A 21909-nucleotide genomic window follows, 5' to 3' on the forward strand; every position below is an offset into this window, starting at 1 on the left:
TAGGAAGGACAACTCAAGTGGTCGACCTGCAGAAGGACGTCTGGGCCGTCGCCGACACGCTGCGCGGGGTCTATGCCCGCAACAAGGCGGGTGACGTCATCCTGCCCATGACGATCTTGCGGCGCCTCGAGTGCGTCATGGCGCCCCACCGCGCCCAGGTCGCCGCGATTGTTGCTCAGCAGCCGAACGAGACGCTGCGTGTGAAAATGATCAAGTCCTTCACTGGGGGCGTGAAGTTCTACAACACGACGACGCACACCCTGGCCACGGTGTACGACTCCGGCGACGACATGGCCGACAACCTGCTGGAATACGTGCGCGGGTTCAGCAAGGACATCGACGTCTTCGCGAACTTCCACCTGCCCCAGCACATCGAGCGGATGAGGAAGGGCGGCATCCTCGCCACGATTGTCCGCCAGTTCCGCGACCTCGACCTATCTCCCGAGACTGTGCCGAACTCCAAGATGGGCGAGTTGTTCGAGCACCTCATCTACATGGACTTCGAGTCGTCCAACGCTGAGTCCGGTGATCACTACACGCCACGCGACGCGATCAATTTGCTTGTCGATTTGCTGTTCGCCGAGGACGATAACGCGCTGGCCGGCGACGCCATCCGCAGCATTTACGACCCCACCGTCGGCACCGGCGGCATGCTCAGCGTGGCAGAGGAGCACCTGCAGCGCATGAACTTGGATGCGGAGCTTCTCCTGTACGGGCAGGAACTGCGATCCGAGTCGTACGCCATGTGCCGCTCCGACATGCTCGCCAAGGGCCAGAATCCCCAGAACATTGTCCTGGGCAACACCCTGACCAACGATCTGTTCCCAGACGACAAGTTCAACTACATCCTCTCAAACCCGCCCTACGGCGTGGACTGGAAGAACATCGCCGAGGACGTGGAGAAGGAACATAAGAAGGGCTTCAGCGGTCGCTTCGGAGCTGGCCTGCCCCCGACGTCTGATGGTGCTTTGCTGTTTGTGCAACACGCGATCACCAAGATGAACCCCGCTGACAGCCAGGACGGCGGCGCCCGCGCCGGCATCGTCTTGAATGGCTCTCCCCTGTTCTCCGGCGGTGCCGGGAGCGGCTCCAGCAGCATCCGGGGATGGCTGCTGGAGAAGGACTTGATCGAAGCCATCGTCGCGCTGCCAAACGATATGTTCTACAACACCGGCATCCCCACTTACCTGTGGGTCTTCGACAACAAAAAGCGCACCGAACGCAAGGGCAAGGTGCAGCTTATCGATGCCACCGATCTGGGCGCCAAGATGCGCAAGTCGTTGGGCTCCAAGCGCGTTGAGATCGACGAGGCCGCTCGTGAGCGAGTTTTGCAGCAGTATGCGGCCATGGAGTCCTCGGACACGTCCAAGATCTTCGATAACCTCGATTTCGCCTCCTGGCAGATCACCGTCGAACGGCCCATGCGCCGAAATTTCGAGACGACCCCAGAGCGCGTTTCCCTCGTTAGCGAGCACAAGTCCCTCGGTGACGTCGATGGCCTCAGCGGCGCCCTCATCTCCTTCAATGGGGGGAAATACCTCAACCGCGAGAAATTTCTCGCCGACTTGGGCAAGCACCTCGGTTCGCGGGGAATTAACCTAACCTCTGCGCAGCGCAAGGCTCTGTGGCAGACGCTCGGCGAGCGCGACGATAGCGCCGACATCTGCCGTTTCCCGTCCGGCAAGAACAAGGGCGAGCCAGAGCCCGACATCCCCCTTCGCGATACCGAAAACATTCCATTTGGTTGGGATGGGAACCCCAAGAGCCACGACGCTAAGGAGGCCACTATCAAGGCGTACTTCGAAGCAGAGGTGAAGCCCCACTTCAAGGACGCCTGGATCGACTACACCAAGACCAAGGTGGGCTACGAAATTCCCTTCCCCCTCCATTTCTACAAGTACGTGCCTCCGCGTGCTCTTGCTGACATTGACGCTGACCTCGACGAGTCCCTGCAGGAGATCCTCGGCCTGCTGCGCAAGGTGGAGGAGGGGAAGTGAGCACCCCTCTTCCCTGGGGAGACACCCAGCCGCCGTGGACATTCGGTCAGGTCAAGCATCAGGGCAGCGTCACCCTAGGCAAGATGCTCCAGACGAAAGGCGCTGGGCAAGATGCCTTGGCTCCATACATGAGGGCCGCCAACGTCCAGCCTGACGGCGTGCTCTCGCTGGACGGCGTGAAGGAAATGTGGTTCTCGCCCCGTGAACTGAAAGATCTGAGTTTGCAACAGGGCGACGTCGTTGTGGTCGAGGGCGGACAGGGTGGCTTTGGCCGTGCCGCGTACGTCGGTGAAGACCTTGAAGGCTGGGGATTTCAGAACTCGATCAACCGAATCAGGCCGAATGCTGGGAACGACGGACGCTTTCTTACCTACTATCTGATTGCCCTGCGTGCCACGGGGTACATCCGGAGATACTGCAACATCGTCTCCATGCCGCATCTGACAGCCGAGAAGCTAGCCGCCATTCCCCTCCCGCTCCCTTCTGGCCATGAGCAGCGTGCGATCACTGGCTACCTGGATCGTGAGACTGCGGAGATCGACAGCCTAATTGCCGCGCAGGAGAGGTTCATCGGGCTGTTGCAGGAACGGCGTCAAGCTGTCGTAGAGCACGAGCTTTCGGAGGTTGCGGCGGCGGTGCCCGGTACACGGCTGAAGCATCTGGTGCGGTCCGTTCGGCAAGGGTGGAGCCCACAGTGTTTTCCTTGGCCCGGTGATGGAGTCCAGACCTGGGCAGTCCTGAAGGCCGGGGCCGCCAACCGTGGGCTCTTCCGCCCGGAAGAAAATAAGGTACTCCCAGAAGACCTGGAGCCGCGTCCTTCAACCGTGGTAAGACGTGGCGATCTCGTAGTCTCCCGGGCTAACACCCGAGACCTTGTCGGTAGCGCGGCAGTGGTGTGCGGGGACTACCCGCGGCTCATGCTGAGCGACAAGCTCTACGCTCTCGCCCTTGACGAGTCCAAGGCATTGCCGCGGTATGTCGCGCATCTAATGGCCAGCCGCCGAATCAGGGGTTTGATCGAAGTGGCCGCTTCTGGCGCGAGCTCTTCGATGCAGAACATCAGCAGGGATCAGATCGTGAATCTTCCGATGCATGTTCCGGAGCTAGCCGAACAGCGTCGCATCCTCGAACGCTTGGATCGCGAGGCAACGAATTTCGACACCCTAATCGCGAAGACGCAGCGACACGTTGAGCTTGCCAGGGAGCGGCGCAGGGCGCTCATCACTGCGGCCGTGACCGGACAGATCGACATCACTAAGGGGGCCTGAGCCGTGGTGGACTTGACGTATGAGGAGCGGTTCGAGCGGCAAATCTGTGAGCACCTCGAGGCTCACGGGTGGCTGTACTCACCGAACGGGGAGGGGTATGACGCGGAGCGTGCCCTGTTCCCGGAGGACTTGTTCGACTGGTTTGAGGACCTGGACCCTCAGGCGTGGAAGCGCAGTACGGGTTCCGGCCCGCGGGCGGAACCGGCGAAGGAGGCTTTGCTGGACCTGGTCGTGCAGCTGCGCTCCACACCGTTGGACAACAAGGGCGGTGGCCCTGGCGGAACCCTGCAGTTGCTGCGCTCGGACGTTCCCATAGGGCTGCGGGACGAGCTGAAGATGGTCCAGTGGCGCCCGGCGGACCCGACGAACGGCACCCGCATGGCCGCCTACGGCAAGGTGCGCCTGCGGATCATGCGGCAGGTGTACTACTCGCGGCAGAAGCCACACGACAGCATCGATCTGGTCGCGTTCATCAACGGCATCCCGGTTGCCACGTTCGAGCTGAAGACCAACTTCAAGCAGTCGATCGACGCCGCGGTCAAGCAGTACGCCCAGGACCGCAAGCCCAAGGGAGAGCCACTGCTGGCGTTCGGCACCGGGGCGCTCGTGCACTTCGTGGTCACCGAGTCCGAGGTCCGTATGACCACCCAACTGGACGGTGACAACACCTACTTCCTGCCATTCAACAAGGGCAACAACGGTGGCGCGGGCAACCCAGTCAACGAGCACGGGCCGGCCACCGCATATCTGTGGGAGCAAGTGATGGCCCGCGACACGTGGCTGGACATCTTTGGGTCCACGCTGTTCGTGGACGTTAAGACCAGCACGAACGCGATTACGCGGGAGCGTAAGACCTCGACCAACGTGATATTCCCGCGCTTCCACCAGTGGCAGGCCGTCTCGCGGATGGTCGAGCAGATCAATGCTGAGAACGTGGGTGGACGGTTCCTCATCCAGCACTCAGCAGGGTCGGGCAAGACGAATACGATCGGATGGACCGCACACCGCCTGTCGAACCTGCACGACCACACCGGGCGCAAGGTCTTCGACACGGTGCTGGTGATCACCGACCGCACGGTGCTCGACGATCAGATGCAGCGCGCGGTCCTGCAGATCGAGGGCAAGCCGGACTACGTCTACAACGTCGACAAGCGGGCCCGCACCGACGAAGGCTCCAAGTCCCGTGCCCTACTTAAGGCACTTCAGGACCGTCGCCGCATCGTGGTGGTGACCATCCAGACCTTCCCGGCTGTGCTCAAGCTTCTGGCGCAGGACGACTCTCTGGCCGGGCACCGGTTCGCGGTCATCGCGGACGAGGCACACTCCTCGCAGGCCGGCGCCACGGCAAAGAAGGTGCGTCAGGTCCTGCGCGCCGGAGGCCAGGAAGTCGACGAGGGGGCAGAGGTCGACACCGAGGACACGATCAACGTGTTTGCCGATGCCCCGACCCCCAACGTGTCGTTCTTCGCGTTCACCGCTACCCCGAAGCCCAAGACGATCGAACTGTTCGGGCGCCGCAAGACGCCCGAGGCTAAGCCCTCCGCATTCGACGTGTACTCGATGAAGCAGGCCATTCAGGAAGGATTCATCCTGAACGTCCTGCCTCGTTACCAGAACTACGGGACCGTTTACCAGATCGCCGAAGCAATCAAGAAGAACGGTGTCAACGTCTCCGCCGACGACGAGGACAACCTGGTCGAGAAGACCGCGGCGGCCAAAGCATTGAAGCGGTTCGTGCGCCTGCATCCGACGAACATCGCCCAGAAGGTCGAGATCATCGTCGAGCACTTCCGGGTCAATGTGGCCGGTCTGCTCGACGGCCACGCGAAGGCCATGATCGTGACATCGGAGCGCAAGCACGCGCTGCGGTACAAGCTGGCAATCGACAGGTATATCAAGTCCAAGGGGTACGACCTGGGCACCCTTGTCGCCTTCTCCGGAACCCTTGACGACCCTGAGTCCGGTATTCACGACGAGGTCTCCGAAGCCAAGATGAACCCAGGTGCAGGACTGGACCTAGCCGAAGCTTTCACCGAGCCTAATTACCGCGTCATGATAGCCGCGGACAAGTTCCAGACCGGGTTCGATCAACCGTTACTGTGCGCGATGTATGTCGACAAGCGTCTGGACGGCATCCAAGCGGTGCAGACCCTCTCACGCCTGAACCGTACCTTCCGGACGGGCAACCTGGTGAAGGACAGGGTATTCATCCTTGATTTCATCAACGAGCCAAAGGACATCCAGGCTGCCTTCGCGCCGTACTACGAAGAAGCCGAGATCGAAACCGAGACCAACCCCAACCAACTCCACGTGCTGGCAATGGGGCTGCGCACCTTCGGAATCTTCGACACTCAGGACGTGGACCAGTTCATTCGAGGCGCTCAGGCGAGTGACCGCAACGCGATCACAGCCGCGATGAGTCGGGCCCAGGACCGGTTCGCCCACGCATGGGATCAGGCCCAGGGTGACGAGGACACTCAGGCGGAGGAGCGGCTGGAGCAGTTCCGTAAGAACGTCTCCTCGTTCGTGCGGCTGTACGACTTCCTGTCCCAGGTGTACGACTACTCAGGCTCCCCACTGGAAGACCTGTGTGCGTTCTGCCGTGAATTGGCCCAATGGATCCACGCCGAGCGAACCCACGATGACATCGACATCTCAAGCGCTCGGCTGGTAGCTATCGAGCAGAAGGACAAGGGCCTCACGAACGCCTCGGTCACCGAGAAGGGCGACAAGCTGACGGGGCCGAGCGCGCTGGGCACGGCCAAGGTGAAGGACCCCGAAATGGTCCCGCTACTTGAGGTCATCGACACCCTCAACACCCTGTTCGACGATCTGTCGGAGTCCGCTGTCGCCGGTCTGATGGCGCTTGTCATCCAAGCTGCGAAGTCGGATGAGGTGCTGAGGTCGCGGGCGCTGGAGAACAGCCTGGAGAACTTCTTGAAGTCCGAGAAGGTTCGTGACCGGATCCTCGACACCCTGCTTGCTGCCTCCGGTGAGCTAGGGAGGGTAGTGGCCGAGGTCGTCGGCGACGGCAAGGGCCTGGACAGCATCATTGCAGGCGCCTTCCATGGTGTGCGCCTGGACGCGGGGCAGGAGGGCATCTGAGAAAGGGGCGAAGCCCTCTGCGCTTGGGCCGGGACGGTCATCGCGTCGTCGCCATGACTGGCCGCACCAGTCGTATTCGGCGCGGATGCTGAAGCGCCCGATGCGCTTTCGCTGAACTGCGCGTGCGTCGTCCTTCTACCGGCGCCCGTGTGGCGCGCGGTCGGCGGGCTGCGCCGTCCAGGCCGTGGGGGCGAGGAACTGGTGCGCGCCCCGCAGTGTGGTGCGCACCTTGCGCTGTGTCGAGCGGCTGTCGAGGCGGATGTCGAGGGGGCCGGGAAGGATGCTGTCGGCCCGTAGGCCGGTGGGCAGTCGCGATGCGTCGAGTCCGTCGCGTCGAGCGATGAGCACGCCCAGCTCGTACCGGCTGAGAGCCTGTGTCAAGCCCCGGGTTTTGTAGAGAGTCGATCAGCTGGTTGTGACTGAGGTCGTTGAGGGTGCGGGTGTTGCGTTCAGGGTCTCGTATTCGGCGGGCGGGACATGGCCGAGCTCGCCGTGGAGGCCAGGGCGGTTGCAAGTTCCGGGATCGCGTAGATCGTCCGCGCCCAGCGGGAGTTGACGCGGCAACAGCACAGGCACGAGACCGGTGATCATCAGGGTGTCTACGCCAGCTGATCACTTTGAGGTCCCGTGCCTGCCGCTCCATCCTTCCCGGTGCCTGCCGTTCTGGCGAAACTGGGTCCCCTCCACGAGCACGACACCGGTCGCCTGTGCGCCCACCTCCGGCGCGTACCCGATCCGCGTTCGCGTCGCGGTCGGTGGTATCCCCTGGTCGGCTTGCTGCTGATCTGCGCCTGCGCAGTCGTCTCCGGCGCCCGGACGATCACCGAGATCACCGAGTGGGGACAGCGCGCCACCACCACGGTGCTGGAACAGTTCGGCATCCGCCGCCACCTGCCCGGACGTCGGCGAGCCCCGTCCCATGCCACCCTCACCCGGCTCTTGGCCGCCCTCGACGGCGATGCCCTGGACACTGCGATCGGTGCCTACCTGGCCGAACGCGACCACACCGATGTCGGCGGCACCGTCTCGTCGCCGCGGCCGGCGATCGCGGTGGACGGCAAGGCGCTGTCCGGATCCGCGCACCGGCAGCAGCGCCACCGGCACCTGCTGTCCGCCGTCACCCACGCCCCCACCGTCACCCTGGCCCAGCGGGAGGTGGGGGCCAAGACCAACGAGACAGCCGCCTTCCGCCCGCTGCTGGAACCACTCGATCTGGCTGGCGCCGTGGTCACCTTCGACGCCCTGCACAGCGTCAAGGACCAGGTGCGCTGGCTGGTGCAAGAGAAGAAGGCCCACTACATCGCGGTGATCAAGGGAAACCAGCCGACCGCGTCGGCCCAGGTCAAGGCCCTGCCGTGGGAGCAGGTGCCCGTGGCGCACACGGTCTCCGGGACCGGGCACGGGCGGCGGGAGTCCCGCTCGGTCAAGGCCATGGCCATCGCTGAGAACCTGGGCGGGATCGCCTTCCCGGAAGCGCGGCTGGCCTTGCGCATCCACCGGCGCCGCCAGGAGAGCGGCAAGCGGCAGACCCGGGAGACGGTCTACGCCGTCACCAGCCTCGATACCCACCAGGCCAGCCCCGCTGACCTGGGCGGATACGTACGCGGGCACTGGGGAATCGAAAACTCCAGCCACCATGTCAGAGATGTGGTGTTCGCCGAGGACGCCTCCACCGTCCACACCGGCAGCGCGCCGCGGGCGATGGCCGCTCTGCGGAACCTGGCCATCGGCAGGCTGCGACTGCTGGGAGCGGACAACATCGCCAAGACCACCCGAGCGATCCGGGACGCACCCGAACACGCCGTCTGGATCTGGGGCATCACCGACAGCCCGCTCCTACCGGGAACTTGAAGCCGCCCTGCGTGGAGGCGTCGCTGGTTGAACCAGTCGACGTACTCGGCGACGGCGACCTCGACGTCGTTGATGCCGTGCCAGGGCCCCTTGTTCCGGATCAGTTCAGCCTTGAACAAGCTGTTGAATGCCTCGGCGAGGGCGTTGTCGTAGGAATCGCCTCGTGAGCCGACCGACGCCACAGCCGTCTCGGTCTCCAGGCGCTCGGTGTAGCGCAGGGCGCGATATTGAACGCCTCTATCGCTGTGGTGTATGAGGCCGGCCAGGTCGACGCCCTCGCGGCGGCGCCGCCAGATCCCCATCTCCAGGGCGTCCAGGGCGAGATCGGTGTAGAGGCTGGTGGCGACCTGCCAGCCGACGACCTTGCGGGAGAAGACGTCGATGACGAAGGCCGCGTAGACCCAGCCGGCGAAGGTGCGGATATAGGTGATGTCCGCGACCCACAGCTCGTTCGGTCCGGTGGCGGTAAAGTCGCGTTTCACCAGGTCGGCGGGGCGCCCGGTCTCCGGAGCCGGGCGGGTGGTGCGCGGGGACTTCGCCCGGGAGACGCCTCGCAGGCCGTCCGCGCGCATCAGGCGCTCGACGGTGCAGCGGGCCACCGTCTTCCCCGCCCGACGCAAGGCTGCGTGGATCTTGCGGGCGCCGTAGACGCCGTAGTTGTCCCGGTGGATCACCCGGATCTCCTCGGTGAGTTCCCGGTCCCGGATGGTGCGTGCCGCCTCGGGGCGGGTGTGGTGGGCGTAGTAGGTGCTCGGCGCGATCGGCGCGTCCGTCTCGGCGAGGACGTCGCAGATCGGCTGGACGCCGAACTCCTGCTTGTGCTGGTCGATGTAGTCGACCTTCAGCGCAGTGGGCGGTCCAGCTCCGCGGCGAAGAAAGCCGACGCGGACTTCAGGATCGCGTTCGCCCGCCGCAACTCCTTCACCTCCCGCTCCAGCTCCGCGATCCGCACGGCCTCCGCACTGGTGGTCCCCGGCACCAGGCCGCCGTCGATCTCGGCGCGCTTGACCCAGCCCCGCAGGGCCTCGGGGTGCACGTCGAGCTGGTCGGCGATCCGCTTGATCACACCGGCCCGGCCGACAGCGTCCTTGCGGGCCTCGACCGCCAGCCGGGTCGCGCGCTCGCGCAGTTCATCGGGGTACTTACGGGGAGCAGCCATGATCGGCATCCTTCCGGGTCTTGATGATCTCCATCAAACCCGGGGCGCTTCAGGGGTCTCCCAGATCTTGCTCCGAGCCGTCCTAGCCTGCTCGGCGCGTACGGCTCGGTTCACTGTCAAAAGCCTGGGTTGAGTGGCAACGGAAAGTTCGCCGGTGGCAGACAAGGAAGATCGCCCAAAGGACTGGTGGACGCTGCCACGGCATGTCAACCTAAACGACCTTCCCGTAAAACCCCAGGTCAGAGAGGTGATGCTGTGGCATTGAATGCGGCGCAACCTGGATTCGCCACGACGGTCGCGGCCCTGCGGCTCCGCTCCTGGAAGTTGGGTGCCGGCCAGCCGATGGAGGTGATCGACCAGTTCACGGACGCCGACTTCACCCACATCGTGGATGACCGGGCCGATGTGCACGTCAGCTCGCGCGACGGCCGGTTCTATCTCGGCTACTTCCCCGACGGCCGTCCCGGGCGCCGACGAGGACTGGGTGACGGGCGAGGGCTGGGTGATCGCCGTCACCGGTACCGCGGATGTGCCGGGGTACCGGATGGCCTTCGGTACGGACACGCCGACGGAGATCGTCGCCGCTGTCGTGGCCCGGATCATGGCCACCTCCCGGCCCCTGTGACCTGCAGTCCCCTTCTCTCCGTACGTGACGCGTACGCTGCCTCTGCTCTCGCGGCCCTGTCCGCCACCGCTAGGAGAACGCCTTGGACCCGCACTCGCCCGAGATGACCGTCGGCGACATCCTCGACCTGCTGTCCGCCTGCGACCGTGACACGCCTGTCCGGCTCGCCATCAACCCCTTCTTCCCCATGGCCCACCGCCTGGGCGCTGTGCACAACACGGTCGACGAGCGCGGCCGGCCGATGGTCTACATCGCCGAGTCCGATGAGGCCGAGCAGTTCGGCCCCCTGCCGCCTGCGGTGGCTGTGGCTCTGACCTGGCAGGAGCCGGTCGAGGCACCCCGGCGCCGCCGACGCGGCGCGACCGGGCCGAACACCGGCCAGTGATTCATCCCCGAACTTACGGAGGCGCCCCTGCACCCGCACCACCCCATCGAGCCCTCCCGCCCCGACTCGCCGGACCCGCTGTACTGGGTCACCCCGCGTCACCTGGCCGGCGATGACGGAGCCCTTGCCGAGCGGATCGGCGACACCCTGACCGGCCTCGGCTGGCGCATGTGGCCGACCTCCCGCAACACCCTGCTCTACGTGAGCCCGGACGGACTGCGCGGCGCCGAGTGGATCCTCGCCGCCTACCCGTTCGAGCTGGGCGGACTCCCGGTGGCCTGGCAGCTGTCGGCCCGTCCCCACGCCGCCTCGGCGATGACCGAGTGGAACGCCTACTTCACTGCCGGCGTCCCGCACGAGGCCCTCGCCGACCTCCTGCTCGCACTCGACGCCTGCGCCACACCCGATGTGGGGTTCGAGGGCGCCGAGGCGGTGCTCACCGCGCTCGGTGCGCGGGGCTGGCTGCGCGACAGGGACCGCCCCGGCACGACCGCGACGGACCCCGGCTTCTCCGGCAGCGTCTCGCTCGAGATGCTTCCGCCGCTCATCCACGACGCCGACCCCCGGGACGACCTTCTGGGGTGGCAGGCATGGGCGGAACCCGTGCTGGGAGCGCCGTACCTGTGGTGTGCGAGCTTCAGCGCGAGCGTCCCGCACGAGCTGGTCGCCGCCTTCGCCTCCTCGCTCGCGGCACCCGGCCCGGTGCCGCGCCGGAGGCTGCCCGAAGGCGCGGAGGACCGCCTCACCGTCGTCCACCGCAGCTGACGACGACCGAAGAACGGGATACACGGGGCGATGCCCACCCCTTCAGGCCCGGTGGTTCCACTCTCCCCTCGGGGGTGGAACCACCGGGCCTTCGCCGTACCCGTGCCGGGAAGGCGGCGCCGCCGTGAATCCGGGATCCGGGGCCTGAATAGGATCGCTCCCGTGAAAGCCAAACGGATAGGCAAAGGACCACTGCGCGGTTACCTCTTGGAGGAGGTGCTGGCCTGGTTGCTGCGATCCAGCGGCTTCGAAGTGCTCACGGCCAACGACGATAAGGACAAAGAGCCCTGGAAGGTCCTTAAAGAGGACAAGAATGGCTTGCTGGTCCGTGGGCGCGGGGCATGGCACCAGGTCGACGCGCTCGGGCAGTTCCGGTACGTCCCGCCGTTCTCGCTGCCTGTCCGCCTGTTCGTCGAGGCGAAGTATCTGACCTCGACGCGCGTAGGTCTGCCGACCGTGCGCAACGGTCACGGCGTGATTCACGACGTGAACGAAGGCGAGACCACTACTCTTACCGCTGCGGGTACGGGCCGGCCGAGGACGCGGTACCGCTACAACTATGCGATCTTCGCCACGTCGGGCTTCACCAAGGAAGCCCAGGACTACGCGCTGGCCCATCAGATATCCCTGATCGACCTCTCCGCTCCGGACTTCGCCGTACTGCGGAACCTCGTCCGGAGCGCGGCTGACACAATTCACGCAGCGCTCGAAGCCGCGCCCGCGGGCGAGCAGCCGAAGGTGCACCAGCTGCGCGCGTACCTTCGCGGCCCACTACTGGACATGTACGCCGAGGACGCATACCTGCCCGATCAGTTCCGTGAGCCGCTCGATGAACTCGCCCAGGCGCTGCACAGCCGGTCCACGTTGGGTCTTGTGCTGGCCTTTCCCGCAGCACCGTTCGTTCTGGGGCTGGCGTCGAATGACCTGTACGGGTTCGTGAATTATGCGAGAGAGCACCCGACGCACGCCGTGCGCGTGCGCCGACTGCCTCAGTCGGCTTCGCATCCCGTCTGGGAACTGCGCTCGGCCGAGCACCCGGACGTATACGCGTTGAGGTTCAGTCTGCCGGAACGGGTGGAATCCTGGATCGTCGAGCAGGACGAAGGAATGCCCTCACGAACCCGGTATGTGAAAAGAAGCATGCTCTCGACCATGACCCTGTACTGGATGGACGGGGAGCACGCGCAGACATTCCAACTGCGCTACGAGCCCGGCGAACTCCGCCTGACGGGCTGATCACTCTTATGGCGAAACCCCGGTGTCCGGGCCTGTCGGAGGGACAGGCCCGGACACCGGGGTTTCGGTCGGTGGAGCGGGTCAGTGTGCGGTGCGGGCCTTGGTGAGCGCCTTGTCCAAGTGGGCGTCGACGAGGCCCGGCGAGCCGGAGACGATCACCAGGATGTTGTCGGCGCGGATCGCCGTCTGCTTGACGACGCTGCGCTGCCCGCCGGCGGAGTAGGTGAGCAGCTGGCTCCACTGCTCGTCGCCGAGGTCGGGCGCGGCTGTCTTCTGCGTGCCCATGTCGATGACGGTGCTGCCCGACGCCACGTGGTAGGACAGGCAGGAGACCATCGCGTTGAAGACCTTCCCGATCCCGTTGGACAGCTTCGTCGCGCTGTCGCTGTACAGCTCCTCGCTCACCTCGGAGTTGGTGCTGCCGGCGTAGGTGAAGGACACCTTCGCCTTGCGGGTGAAGTCGAGGGTGGCTCCGGTGGCCGCGTCGCTGCCGAGCTTTTCCAGCTCCGGGCAGCCGATGACGGTGACGTCGTCGTGCTGGTCAGCGGCCTGGGGCTTGCGGGTGTAGCCCTCGCCCAGGTCGCTCTCGTTCAGCAGCCGCTCGTTCAGCTTGGCCGACGAGAGCGGCGCGGACGCGGTGGCGCTGTTACCGCCCCGGTGTGCGGGTGCGGAGGACGCGGCCGAGGTGTCGGCGGGCTCGGTACTGCGGGAGCAGCCCGTCAGGGCGAGGACGGTGAGGGTGCTCAGGGCGAGGGCGGTCGTGGTGGAACGGCGCATGCGAAAACCCCTTGTGATGCGAGATGGAGGGTCTGACCAGGTCGGTCCTCCGGGTGCCGACGAACGCAGGGGTGGGGGAAGGGGTTTCGCGACGTCAGTGGCCGAGGTGGCGCAGGCCCTCGTCGAGGGTGGCGTGGAAGTGGTCGACCGGACCGGAGTTGCGGTTGTACCAGGCGGTGTCCAGGCGGGACTCCTTGGCCTCGTGGCCGGCCTCGCAGCGCAGCCACACCGAGTCGTCACGCATGTTGAAGACGATCCAGTTCCGGTACGCGCCGCAGTGGCACTGGTGGACTTCGCCGTCGATGACGAGCGGCAGGTCCCAGCGCATCATGAACCCCGAGACGTCCTGGCGGGACGGCGCCCGGAAGTCTGCCGGCAGGAAGTCGGGCACCATCGTGGACTCCGGCGCGGCAGGTGCCGGCGCTGCGCGGGGGCCGGGGCAGTCCGGCAGCGGCAGCTCGGTGTGCATCGCCAGCACTGCCTGGCCGGCCCGCTGGGCTTCACGGAATTCTCGGTCCGCACGGTTGCGTCGGAACATGCCGTCTCCATCTCTCTCGTCTCGCCTGCACGAGGAGAGTGCCGCAATCCCCTGACCTGCTGCAACTCTAGAAATGTTGAAGGCGGACGACTTGCCGGAGGACTTCGGCACGGCACCTGCGGGCGGGGCGTGGGCCTCTGTTTTCATTCCAGATCGGTTGCGGCACGTGCCGTTTGGGGCGGACGGGCGTTGCCCCGAGCATGCGAAGCACAGATCCTTCAACGTTCCCGACGCAGCTGAGCGGCGCGTACTGGCTGGAGTCGCCGGTCATGGAGCACGCGACCGGCTGCCGGTGCCCCGGCACCCACGAGCCGCAGCCTGAACAGCGAAGTCGGTGGGTGCCGGAGGCGCGCACCATCATGCTGTGCATCGCAGGGGCCACCGTGATCATCGCGGTGTGCGCGTCGGTGCTTTAAGCGCGGTGCTCAGCGCCGGGGTTCTCTCGCGCCGGTCCGCGTGGCCGAGGCATTCTGCGACGGCGGCGTCGCCTTCTTACGCGTCTGCCCCGTCGATACGCCCTTCGTCGTACCGCTCTCCGGCCCGGTCGAGGCGTCCGCGGGCAGATCAGCCAGCCGCCGCAGCCGCCATACCATCACGTCACTGATCGACTCTGCGGTCTCCAGCTCGCGTCGCTCCGCGGCTTCCGCCAGGAGCGCGGCGGGGTCGTGGCCGGCGTTCGCGACGTCGGCGAGGGTGGCGGCCAGGGCGTGCCACCCAGGCTCGGCGAGGATCTGCTCGGCCAGCTCCGGCACCGCCCGTCGGAGATTGGCCGCCTGCTTGCGCTGGAGGGGGTGAGACAGGCGGCGACCGCGCTGGTGCATCACGCCGAGGTGCAGGGGCGCGGCGGCCTGGTAGGCGGCACGCAGGTGGTCGGCGGCCTGGCGGGCAGCAGCGGCCTGCTGGGCGTGCTCCTTCTTCGCGTGCCAGTGGGCGGCGGCGCTGACCAGGAAGAACGCCATGTCGATGAGCATGGCGGTGGTGGCACCGTCCTCCCCGCGGCCGAGGGCGGGACCGCCGTAGACGAGATCGCGGGCAGCCTGACGCAGGGCACGGTCGTGGCCTCGCTCGGCCTGGATGTGGGAGCGGGTCGCCCGCTCGAACGCCCAGGCGGCATCTCTCAGTTCACGGCGGGTGTGCGCGGCCGAGGTCTTGGCGAGCGCGTCGAGGACCTCGCCGGCTGCGGCGAGGTGCGCGGCGATCTGCGCGTCGTCGCCCTGGTCGAGGATCAGCACAGCCTGCCAGACCGCTGTCGTCGCCTGCCGCCGAGCGGCCGACGGGCTGATGCGGGGCGAGCTGGAGGAGCGGTCCGTGGCGGCGTCGCTGTGGTGACCGGTGAGGTCGTCAGCCCACCGCTTACGGATGCGGGGCAGGGAGAGGTCGGGCGCGAGGGTGGAGCCGGAATAGTAGATCGGTTCCTGGTCCTCGTTGCGGTCGTCCGGCAACGCGACCTTGTAGCCGAGCAGATCACCGGAGGGTGCGGTGCGCTGGCGGATCAGGAGGCCGGCGGCGGCCAGCCGGTCGAAGAACTCCTCCTCGCTGGCGACTCCGGCTGCGGCCCGGCGAACGGTCTCGCGCAGCTCCTCGCGTGGGGTGCGTTCCTTGCCCTGGCGGTCCGCCTTGTGGCGTTCGGCGCTGGTGGGGTGTTTCGCGGCGGTTCCGTCGCCGACGTTCAACCGGCGTAGCCCGTAGTCGATTTCGACCTTTCGGGCTTCGGTCTGGGAGCGGGCGCCGTCCTGGCGGATGCGAGCCTGGCGGCCGTCCTCACGTACGACGGTGGCGACGATGTGGATGTGATCGTCGGCGTGGCGGACGGCCGCCCAGCGGCAGGCGGCGTCGTCGCCTTCGGGGGCGATGCCGGTGGCGGCGACCATGCGGCGGGCGATGTCGGCCCACTGCTCATCGGTGAGGATCGGATCCTCCGGCGCGGCGCGTACGGACAGATGCCATACGTACTCGTCGGGCCTGGCGCTCTCGGGCAGAGCCATGACGGGCTGGTCGAGCAGGCGCTGCAGGTCGCCGTACGTGGCCTTCGAATTGGGGACGGGGTCGGGGGCCTGACTGTCCCACGCGGCGACCAGGTGCGGATTGATGTGCTCCTCGGCCTTGCCGGGGCCGTACAGATAGGCCACCAGTCCGCGGGTGTCATGGCCCATGTCGTGGACTCTGGGGATCACGTGGCCGGGCGCTCGCTGTCCAGGTAGTGCTGGGTGAAGGTGTCCACGCGCCGGGCGGCACGGTGTACGGCAGAGAGGACCGCTTCGGCGTGCGGGGCATCACCGCCTGAATTGAGCCTCTTGGCAACCTGGTTGACGTTGTTGCCGATCTGCCCGAGGTGGCGACGGAGGCTGAACAGCTCGGCGAGCATTTCGCGTTCGCCGGCGATCTCGGCTGCCGTGCGCGTCAGGTCGCGCGCGGCGCTGAGCGCTGCGTGGGCGAGGAAGCCGGACGGCGTCATGGCGCACGCGGCTGCGGCGTCGAGGACGGACTGCTTCTCGTCGTCGCTGAAGCGGCTGGTGATCAGGTGCTTGCGCTTGCTCGACTTGGTCTTCGGCGTGCGGTTGCGCGCGGGCGGCTGGCTCGACGGCGCGCTCGCGTGGTACGTGCAGTGTGGGTTGTGGCACGGGTGGGTGGCTGTCTGCTCCTCCTGGGGATGCCGGCCGCCCTCGGCCGCATCCCCTCGGTCCGGCGCCCCCCGGCGCTGGACCGCCTCCGCCACCCCCGGGGCGGAGGACGCGAGAGTAGTACTCCCAACGGGAGTACTACTCTCGCACCAACTTGCTCGCGGTGAGGTTGAGTTGGATTCCGGCTCACCGTGCGCGTGAGTGGGGGGTGTCGTCGGGTTCGTCATCGGGTGCGGTTCCTCGTAGTGCGGATGCGGTGCTGGATCTCGGCGGCGAGTTCGACCATGGCGGCCGGGCCATCGAGGACTCGGACTGGGGACTCGGGGTGGTCCTGGGTGAGCCACTGGCCGTTGGGGGCCAGCACGGCTGCGTGTAGGAGCTGGTGCCGTACGAGCACTTCCGCCCAGGCGCCGGCCTCGGCGGTCGACGGGGTGCGCGTACGCGGATTGCGGGCAGGAATGGCGATCCTTCCATCACAGGGGGGCCGCCCGACCGAGGCCGGGCCACCCGGCGGAATACGGAGGCAGGCGCGTGACCTGCTCCTTTGCAGGTGTCAGCCGCACTCGGGACAGCGGTCTAGGTGCCGGCTCAAGGCCCGCGCCATGTTCCGCTTCACCGAGAAGGCGTTCTTCGCGCTCGTCTTCGCCGACGTCGACCCCTGATGACGCTCGGAGTGACCGCGCAGGAACCGGATGTCCTGCTCAAAGCCGGACTTGATGGTGGCGAACCGATGGCAGGTCTTCATCGGGCCGTGCTCCTTGTCGTGGTGGTGGCCGCCTCGTCCCGCAGCAGCTGCAGGACCGGCGTCAGGCGCTCGTTCCGGCCGCCCTGGATGTTCTGGGCGCGGAGGATCTCTCGCAGCTGGGGACGGGTGACCGACGCGTTGCCGTCCCGCTCCAGCAGCGCGGGCACGTGCGGACGAACCCGCTCGACCATCTGCTCGACGGTCAGCCGGGGCCCGTTCCGCGGACGCTTGGCCTGCCCGGCGCCCGGACGGTTTCGGGAGCCCTTCTGCGGCGGCTTGCGACGCAGGGGGACGGTGTGGGGACGGTCCCCGTTGGGCTCGGTCCCCGTTTCGGTGTCGGGGTGCTCCCGGCCCTCGTCGTCTTTGGGGACGGCCGCCGGGGACGGGCCACCGTCCCTCTGTGCTGCGACTTCGTGGATGTTGCCGCCCGCGCCATCGCCAGCCTCACCGGTCCCCGGGATCACGGCGGGGCCCTCCGCCTTCGCCTCTTCACCCTGGCCGGGCAGATGCGAGTCGCGCTCACCGATGCGGTCCCCGTTGTCGTTGGGGACGGTGTGGGGACGGTCCCCGTCGGGCCCGGTCCCCGTTTCGGTGTTGGGGTGTTCCCGCTCCCCGTTGTCGTTGGGGACGGCGTGGGGACCGTCCCCAACGGGCTCGGCCGCGTCCCCGACAGCGCGGTCCCCGATCGAGGCAGCGGTTCGGGGACCGGCCTCGGGGACCGTCCCCGTCGGGCTCACCTGTTCCTCGGGGAGCGTCCGAGTCCCCGGGGCCGTACCGCGTGGGGACCGGTCCACACGGTGGTCGTCTTGCTCCCACGAGGGCTGAGTCCAGGGGGACGGCAGGGCGACAGAGGCGAGGGCCGCGGCATGCCGGCGGGCGGCCAGCTGCTCCAGAAGCGCACGACGCTGGTCAGGATCTGTACCGACCCCGGATCGTGAAAGGGCCGTCTCGAGCCGCCGTTCGATCCGGCGCCCGTGACGATTCTTGCGATCCTTCTCCGGCATCTTGGCCAGCCGGGACGCGAGGGCCCCTGCCCGCTCCGTGGCGCGCTCCCGGGTGATCTGGGCGGCATCGCGGTTCCGCGTGGCAACACCCAGTCGGGAGAGGAGACGTTCCCGCACTTCGCGCCCGAGCGTCGCCAGCAGCCCCTGCGAGGAGGCGTCCGGCTTGTGCAGCCGCAGCTCGATACCCATGGCCAGATGCCAGAGCATGGCCGCCATGACCGGACCGACGATCGCTCGCACGGTGCCGCCGACCGGCCCTGATTCGGCGTACGCCGGGATGATCTGCACCCCGGTGAGCACCCAGACCAGGGTGCCGGGAACGCCGGGCGCGCCTTGATTGCGCAGGTTCTGGCGGGCCAGCAGAGCGTTCGCGAACAGCGCCAGCTCGGCCGTGGAGAAGAAGGCAGCCCGTTGCACCGTGTCGGTCATGCCGAGGTAGTCAGCGGCGAAGAACCAGCTGGTCTCCGCGCTGTATGCCGTGCAGCCCAGCGCCGCGAGGGCAGCGACCCAGACCGTGGGGGTGCCGGCGCGCGGGGCGCCTGCCCGTGTCCGGTTGCGTCGGATCGACCATCTGGCCAGCACCAGGGCGAGCACCCCGACAGCCGCGACCGCGTAGACGGGATCAATACCGAGGGGCAGGGACATGGCGATGGGGTGAGTCATGCGGCCTTTCGGAGAGCGGCGATCAGGGAGTGGGTCTGAACCTGGCGGGGCACCTGCACCGGCGAGGCGGCCTCTTCGTCCTCGGCCGTTTCGTCGTCGGTCGGCTCGGTCTCGTCGTCCTGATCCCAGTAGCGGTCGCGGTCGGCGACAGCGTGCGCGGCGTTGCGCATCAGGTCACGCGCCCAGTCCAGGTCGAGCCGCAGCGTGAAGGCGAGGCGCTCGGGGCTCCAGCCGCGGACGTACGCGTGGCGGGTGACGGCCTCACGTTCGGCGTCGCTGAGGTGGATGTCGCGGCCTTCGAAGGCCGCCTTGACACGGCTGTAGTCCAGGCGCTTGTTGACCTTGGCGTGCCAGGGGCGGCGCTCGTCCTCGGTGAGGCCGCCCCACATGCCGTGCCTGATCTCGTTGTCGAGGGCGTAGTCGAAGCACGCCTTCTTCACCGGGCACTGGCCGCAGATCGACTTGGCCTCGTCGATGGCCGTGCGGTCGCGGGCCGCGTGGAAGAACAGTGCGTCGATGACCTTGGGCGGCATGTTGTGGCACAGGCCCCGGGCCTGCCAGCTGTGGTCGGCGATGCCACGGATGGTCGGGGCCGGGGAGTCGTTGGTGGTGATGTGGCGCAAGGCAGTCTCCGGAAGTCGCCTCGGGGTGTGCGGGTCGTCGGCACCGAAGGTGGGTGGGGTGCGGCGGGGCGCTGCGAGGCGGGCTCGGGGTACGGCGTGGCGCCGTACCGGAGGCGGAACGTTTCTTTGGAGCAGCGGGCTGCGGTCAGGCGGCAGTCGCCGGGGCCTGGGCAGCCAGGGCGCGATCGACGCGACTGGGGTGGGCGGTCGCGAGCGGTGCGTTGCCTCGGGCGGCGCCGTCGAGGGTGATGCGCCGGCGGCGGCAAGGCTCACCCTCGACGGCGTGGCACCACTCGCACGGCACGCTGAGCACGTCGGGACCTCCGGCGGTGATGGCGGCTTCACGGGCGGCGCGAGCCGGGCGGTAGGGGGCCAGCTCGGCGCGGACGGCGGCCGGGATGTAGGAGCCGACGGCGGCCAGCTGGTCCTTCAGCCCTGGCCGGTGTCGCCCAGCGGTGAGTTCGCGGTGCGCCGAGGGGGCGGCCTGCCCCGTAGCCACGGCATCCCGCGCCGCCAGCAGCTCCGCCCGCCAGACGTGCGGATTGTCCGGGTCGGCCGACGGAGTCGGGTCGGTGTGCCGGGCCAGACGTTCGCGGCGGTGCGCTTGCCATTCGCGGGCTACATCGGCCGGCAGGATCGGATACGGCGAGCTGACGATGCGCTTGCGGACGGCCTCGCGGATGTCCCAGCCCTGAGCGGTGATCATCGGGACGTCGCCGAGCAGCTCGTGCCACATGGCGAGCTGGTCGCGGGCCTCGCCCGCGTCGGTGCGGATCGTGCGCGGGTCCAGGCGGCCGACGTAGGTGAGCACGGCAGCAACTTCACGTTGGTTCAAGGCAGTCACTCCGTTCCAGTCGGTTCGTCGACGGCGGCGAGCAGGGCGGCCATGTGCAGGTCGGCTTTGGTCATGCCGGCCTGTGGGGCAGGGCTGCCGCCGGGCAGGGCGTAGAGGTTCGGGCGCTGGGGTGTGGGGCTGTGCTCGCGGGCGACCCAGGACTGCCAGTCGGAAGCCCAGGCGGCGGCGGAGCGAACGCTCCAGGCGGCTCGGTGGTGTCGCCACTTCGCGTCGGCGGCCTGGAGGCCCTGCTCGCCAAGGCGTGCGAGGTGTCCCTGCTGCTGGGCCCAGGACAGGCTTGCGTCGTCGACCTGCCAGTCAGCGGCGGAGGTGAGACCGGCAGCACTACTGCTGCTGTACTTACGGTTCACCTTCGGTTCACTACAGTTCTGGGGGTCAGTTTCTGACCCGGAAGGGGGGCGGTTTCTGACCCGGGGAGGGGTCAGATTCTGACGAGGGGGTGGAGATTTCGACCCGGTCAGATTCTGACGAGGGGGGCCCGATTCAGACCCCGCCCTGCGGCAAATGCGGTGCTTGCGCAGCCGCTCCTCGTCCAGGTCATCAAGAGCGGGAGCGGGGTCGGCGTCCGCCAGCGGTTCGACGTCCTCGACGCGCAGCTCGGGGTCGGCCTTCTGGGCAGCAGCGACTTTCGCGAGCCAGGCAGCAGGGCGCGGCATGCGGTACACCGTGCTGTGCTGGGGGCCCTCAAAGTCGGCGCATATCTCGAGATCGCCGGTCGCGACCAGTGAGGTGAGGGCGCCGCGCACTGCGTTGCGGCTGGCGTGCGTCCGCTCCATCAGCTCGGTGAGGCCCGCATAGGCGACGCACTGCTCGTCGGGGATCCGGTCGGCGATCGACAGGAGGACCAAGCGGGCCGTGCCGCGGCTGGTGCTGCTCTCCCAGGCCCACTTACGTGCCTGCCCGCTCATCGGGACACCGCCTTCACGAGGTACGTGAGCATGGGTGTCGACGACGCGGGAGACGGGTGAGCGGGGGCGGCTGCCGCGCAGGCCGGGAACGCTGGCCTTTTGCGCAGGGCAGGCGGCATGTAAGACTCTCCTCCGTAGTGAAAGCCGCGCCGGGGTGCCCGTAGGAAAGGTCCGGTGCGGTAAAGGTGGGTAATCTCCGCCCTTGCCGGGGCGGGAGTGCCGTCAGGCGGCCGGCGTCCGGGAGTTAGTGGCTCCATGGGCGCCGTCGCTGTTTTCGGGGCTATGCAGCCCTGCTGGATCGCGCGTTCCGCATATGGCTCCTTATGCCGTCTGCTGCTGGGCGGGGTGCCCGGCGGGGGACGACGAACATATGCGGGCTGTGGCGCAAGATCCAGACCTTGCTAAAGGACTCTCTACAAGTCGTGTGGAGGGCGTCGGCACCTGCGCCTGCGGGTGGGGGCGGCCGGCCGGGACGCGGACAGCGCCATGATTGCCCCGACGGACTCGGAGATGAACATCGCAGCGCCCCGTCGCGTCTCATGCGACGACGGTTTGTTGGACCAACCAGGCAAGCCTCACCGGGGCGTCATCGGTGATCCTTTGCCCGATTCGCCGGGATAGATCGCTCCGGCGGCCGGAGGCTCAGGAGTGCGCTGGTGGCTGCCCGGGCACATGCGCACGGACGAACCCGCGACACGGGCCAGGCTCGGCCCTTAACCCCTGTACTGGTAGCAGAGAGTCACCGTGTGATCGGTGGTCGATGTCGCGCGTAGGGCTCGGTTC

General features: G+C 67.4%; 17 protein-coding genes, 3 pseudogenes and 1 other annotated feature. Of the genes and pseudogenes, 8 read left to right on the forward strand and 12 right to left on the reverse strand.

Annotated features, from left to right (window positions below; all coding sequences use genetic code 11):
* Positions 1-17: 17 nt before the first annotated feature.
* The 3 genes from F0344_RS24160 to F0344_RS24170 are packed head-to-tail and all read left to right on the forward strand — an operon-like array spanning position 18 to position 6370.
* Positions 18-1997 carry a type I restriction-modification system subunit M gene (locus F0344_RS24160; RefSeq protein ID WP_185300777.1) on the forward strand — a complete coding sequence of 660 codons (1980 nt, stop codon included), beginning with the start codon at positions 18-20 and terminating at the stop codon, positions 1995-1997.
* Positions 1994-3265 (forward strand): restriction endonuclease subunit S, encoded by a 1272-nt coding sequence (locus tag F0344_RS24165; RefSeq protein ID WP_185300778.1) that lies wholly within the window; start codon positions 1994-1996, stop codon positions 3263-3265. The genes F0344_RS24160 and F0344_RS24165 overlap by 4 nt, the downstream gene beginning before the upstream one ends.
* A 3-nt stretch (positions 3266-3268) precedes the next feature.
* Positions 3269-6370 (forward strand): type I restriction endonuclease subunit R, encoded by a 3102-nt coding sequence (locus F0344_RS24170; RefSeq protein WP_258050087.1) that lies wholly within the window; start codon positions 3269-3271, stop codon positions 6368-6370.
* A gap of 135 nt (positions 6371-6505) precedes the next feature.
* On the opposite strand, the pseudogene F0344_RS24175 reads toward F0344_RS24170, so the two are convergent.
* Positions 6506-6742, reverse strand: a pseudogene (locus tag F0344_RS24175) (hypothetical protein); the annotation flags it as partial.
* 279 nt (positions 6743-7021) lie between these two features.
* Between F0344_RS24175 and F0344_RS24180 the strand changes: the two are divergent.
* Positions 7022-8221 carry an ISAs1 family transposase gene (locus F0344_RS24180; protein WP_374940114.1) on the forward strand — a complete coding sequence of 400 codons (1200 nt, stop codon included), beginning with the start codon at positions 7022-7024 and terminating at the stop codon, positions 8219-8221.
* Positions 8222-8250: 29 nt separating this feature from the next.
* On the opposite strand, the pseudogene F0344_RS36880 reads toward F0344_RS24180, so the two are convergent.
* Positions 8251-9380: pseudogene (locus F0344_RS36880) on the reverse strand (IS3 family transposase); the annotation flags it as partial.
* Positions 8974-9102: a sequence feature (AL1L pseudoknot), on the reverse strand. It overlaps the preceding pseudogene by 129 nt.
* A 255-nt stretch (positions 9381-9635) precedes the next feature.
* On the opposite strand from F0344_RS36880, the pseudogene F0344_RS24190 reads away from it, so the two are divergent.
* The 4 genes and pseudogenes from F0344_RS24190 to F0344_RS24205 all read left to right on the forward strand — a co-directional run bounded on the left by F0344_RS24190 (position 9636) and on the right by F0344_RS24205 (position 12391).
* A pseudogene (locus F0344_RS24190) lies at positions 9636-10005 on the forward strand (DUF317 domain-containing protein).
* Positions 10006-10108: 103 nt separating this feature from the next.
* Positions 10109-10390: a hypothetical protein gene (locus F0344_RS24195; protein WP_185302864.1), complete on the forward strand. Its 282-nt coding sequence runs from the start codon at positions 10109-10111 to the stop codon at positions 10388-10390.
* Between the two features lie 78 nt (positions 10391-10468).
* Entirely contained in the window at positions 10469-11155 is a 687-nt protein-coding gene (locus tag F0344_RS24200; protein WP_185302865.1) for a DUF317 domain-containing protein, read from the forward strand.
* A 162-nt stretch (positions 11156-11317) separates the two neighbouring features.
* Positions 11318-12391: a hypothetical protein gene (locus tag F0344_RS24205; RefSeq protein WP_185300779.1), complete on the forward strand. Its 1074-nt coding sequence runs from the start codon at positions 11318-11320 to the stop codon at positions 12389-12391.
* A gap of 81 nt (positions 12392-12472) precedes the next feature.
* Here F0344_RS24205 and F0344_RS24210 read toward each other — a convergent pair whose 3' ends face one another.
* The 10 genes from F0344_RS24210 to F0344_RS24255 all read right to left on the reverse strand — a co-directional run bounded on the left by F0344_RS24210 (position 12473) and on the right by F0344_RS24255 (position 21126).
* The gene (locus F0344_RS24210) at positions 12473-13168 is read right to left on the reverse strand and encodes a hypothetical protein (RefSeq protein WP_185300780.1); all 696 of its coding nucleotides are present in this window, start codon (positions 13166-13168) and stop codon (positions 12473-12475) included.
* 94 nt (positions 13169-13262) lie between these two features.
* Positions 13263-13706, reverse strand: coding sequence for a hypothetical protein (locus tag F0344_RS24215; RefSeq protein ID WP_185300781.1), 444 nt, complete (start codon positions 13704-13706; stop codon positions 13263-13265).
* A gap of 425 nt (positions 13707-14131) precedes the next feature.
* On the reverse strand, positions 14132-15880 hold the full coding sequence (locus F0344_RS24220; protein WP_185300782.1) for a relaxase/mobilization nuclease domain-containing protein: 1749 nt from the start codon (positions 15878-15880) through the stop codon (positions 14132-14134).
* Positions 15877-16422: a MobC family plasmid mobilization relaxosome protein gene (locus tag F0344_RS36085; RefSeq protein ID WP_258050089.1), complete on the reverse strand. Its 546-nt coding sequence runs from the start codon at positions 16420-16422 to the stop codon at positions 15877-15879. Before F0344_RS36085 ends, F0344_RS24220 begins: the two co-directional genes overlap by 4 nt.
* A 128-nt stretch (positions 16423-16550) precedes the next feature.
* Positions 16551-16691: a hypothetical protein gene (locus tag F0344_RS36580; RefSeq protein ID WP_308460988.1), complete on the reverse strand. Its 141-nt coding sequence runs from the start codon at positions 16689-16691 to the stop codon at positions 16551-16553.
* A gap of 189 nt (positions 16692-16880) precedes the next feature.
* Positions 16881-17072, reverse strand: coding sequence for a hypothetical protein (locus F0344_RS24235; RefSeq protein WP_185300783.1), 192 nt, complete (start codon positions 17070-17072; stop codon positions 16881-16883).
* Complete coding sequence (locus tag F0344_RS24240; protein WP_185300784.1) at positions 17069-18739, reverse strand: hypothetical protein; 1671 nt, start codon at positions 18737-18739, stop codon at positions 17069-17071. Before F0344_RS24240 ends, F0344_RS24235 begins: the two co-directional genes overlap by 4 nt.
* Entirely contained in the window at positions 18736-19362 is a 627-nt protein-coding gene (locus F0344_RS24245) for a WhiB family transcriptional regulator (protein ID WP_185300785.1), read from the reverse strand. Before F0344_RS24245 ends, F0344_RS24240 begins: the two co-directional genes overlap by 4 nt.
* Positions 19363-19507: 145 nt before the next feature.
* On the reverse strand, positions 19508-20197 hold the full coding sequence (locus F0344_RS24250) for a zinc finger domain-containing protein (protein ID WP_185300786.1): 690 nt from the start codon (positions 20195-20197) through the stop codon (positions 19508-19510).
* A 5-nt stretch (positions 20198-20202) separates the two neighbouring features.
* The gene (locus tag F0344_RS24255; RefSeq protein WP_185300787.1) at positions 20203-21126 is read right to left on the reverse strand and encodes a helix-turn-helix domain-containing protein; all 924 of its coding nucleotides are present in this window, start codon (positions 21124-21126) and stop codon (positions 20203-20205) included.
* Between the last annotated feature and the right edge of the window lie 783 nt (positions 21127-21909).

Source organism: Streptomyces finlayi (assembly GCF_014216315.1).
Classification (GTDB): domain Bacteria; phylum Actinomycetota; class Actinomycetes; order Streptomycetales; family Streptomycetaceae; genus Streptomyces; species Streptomyces finlayi_A.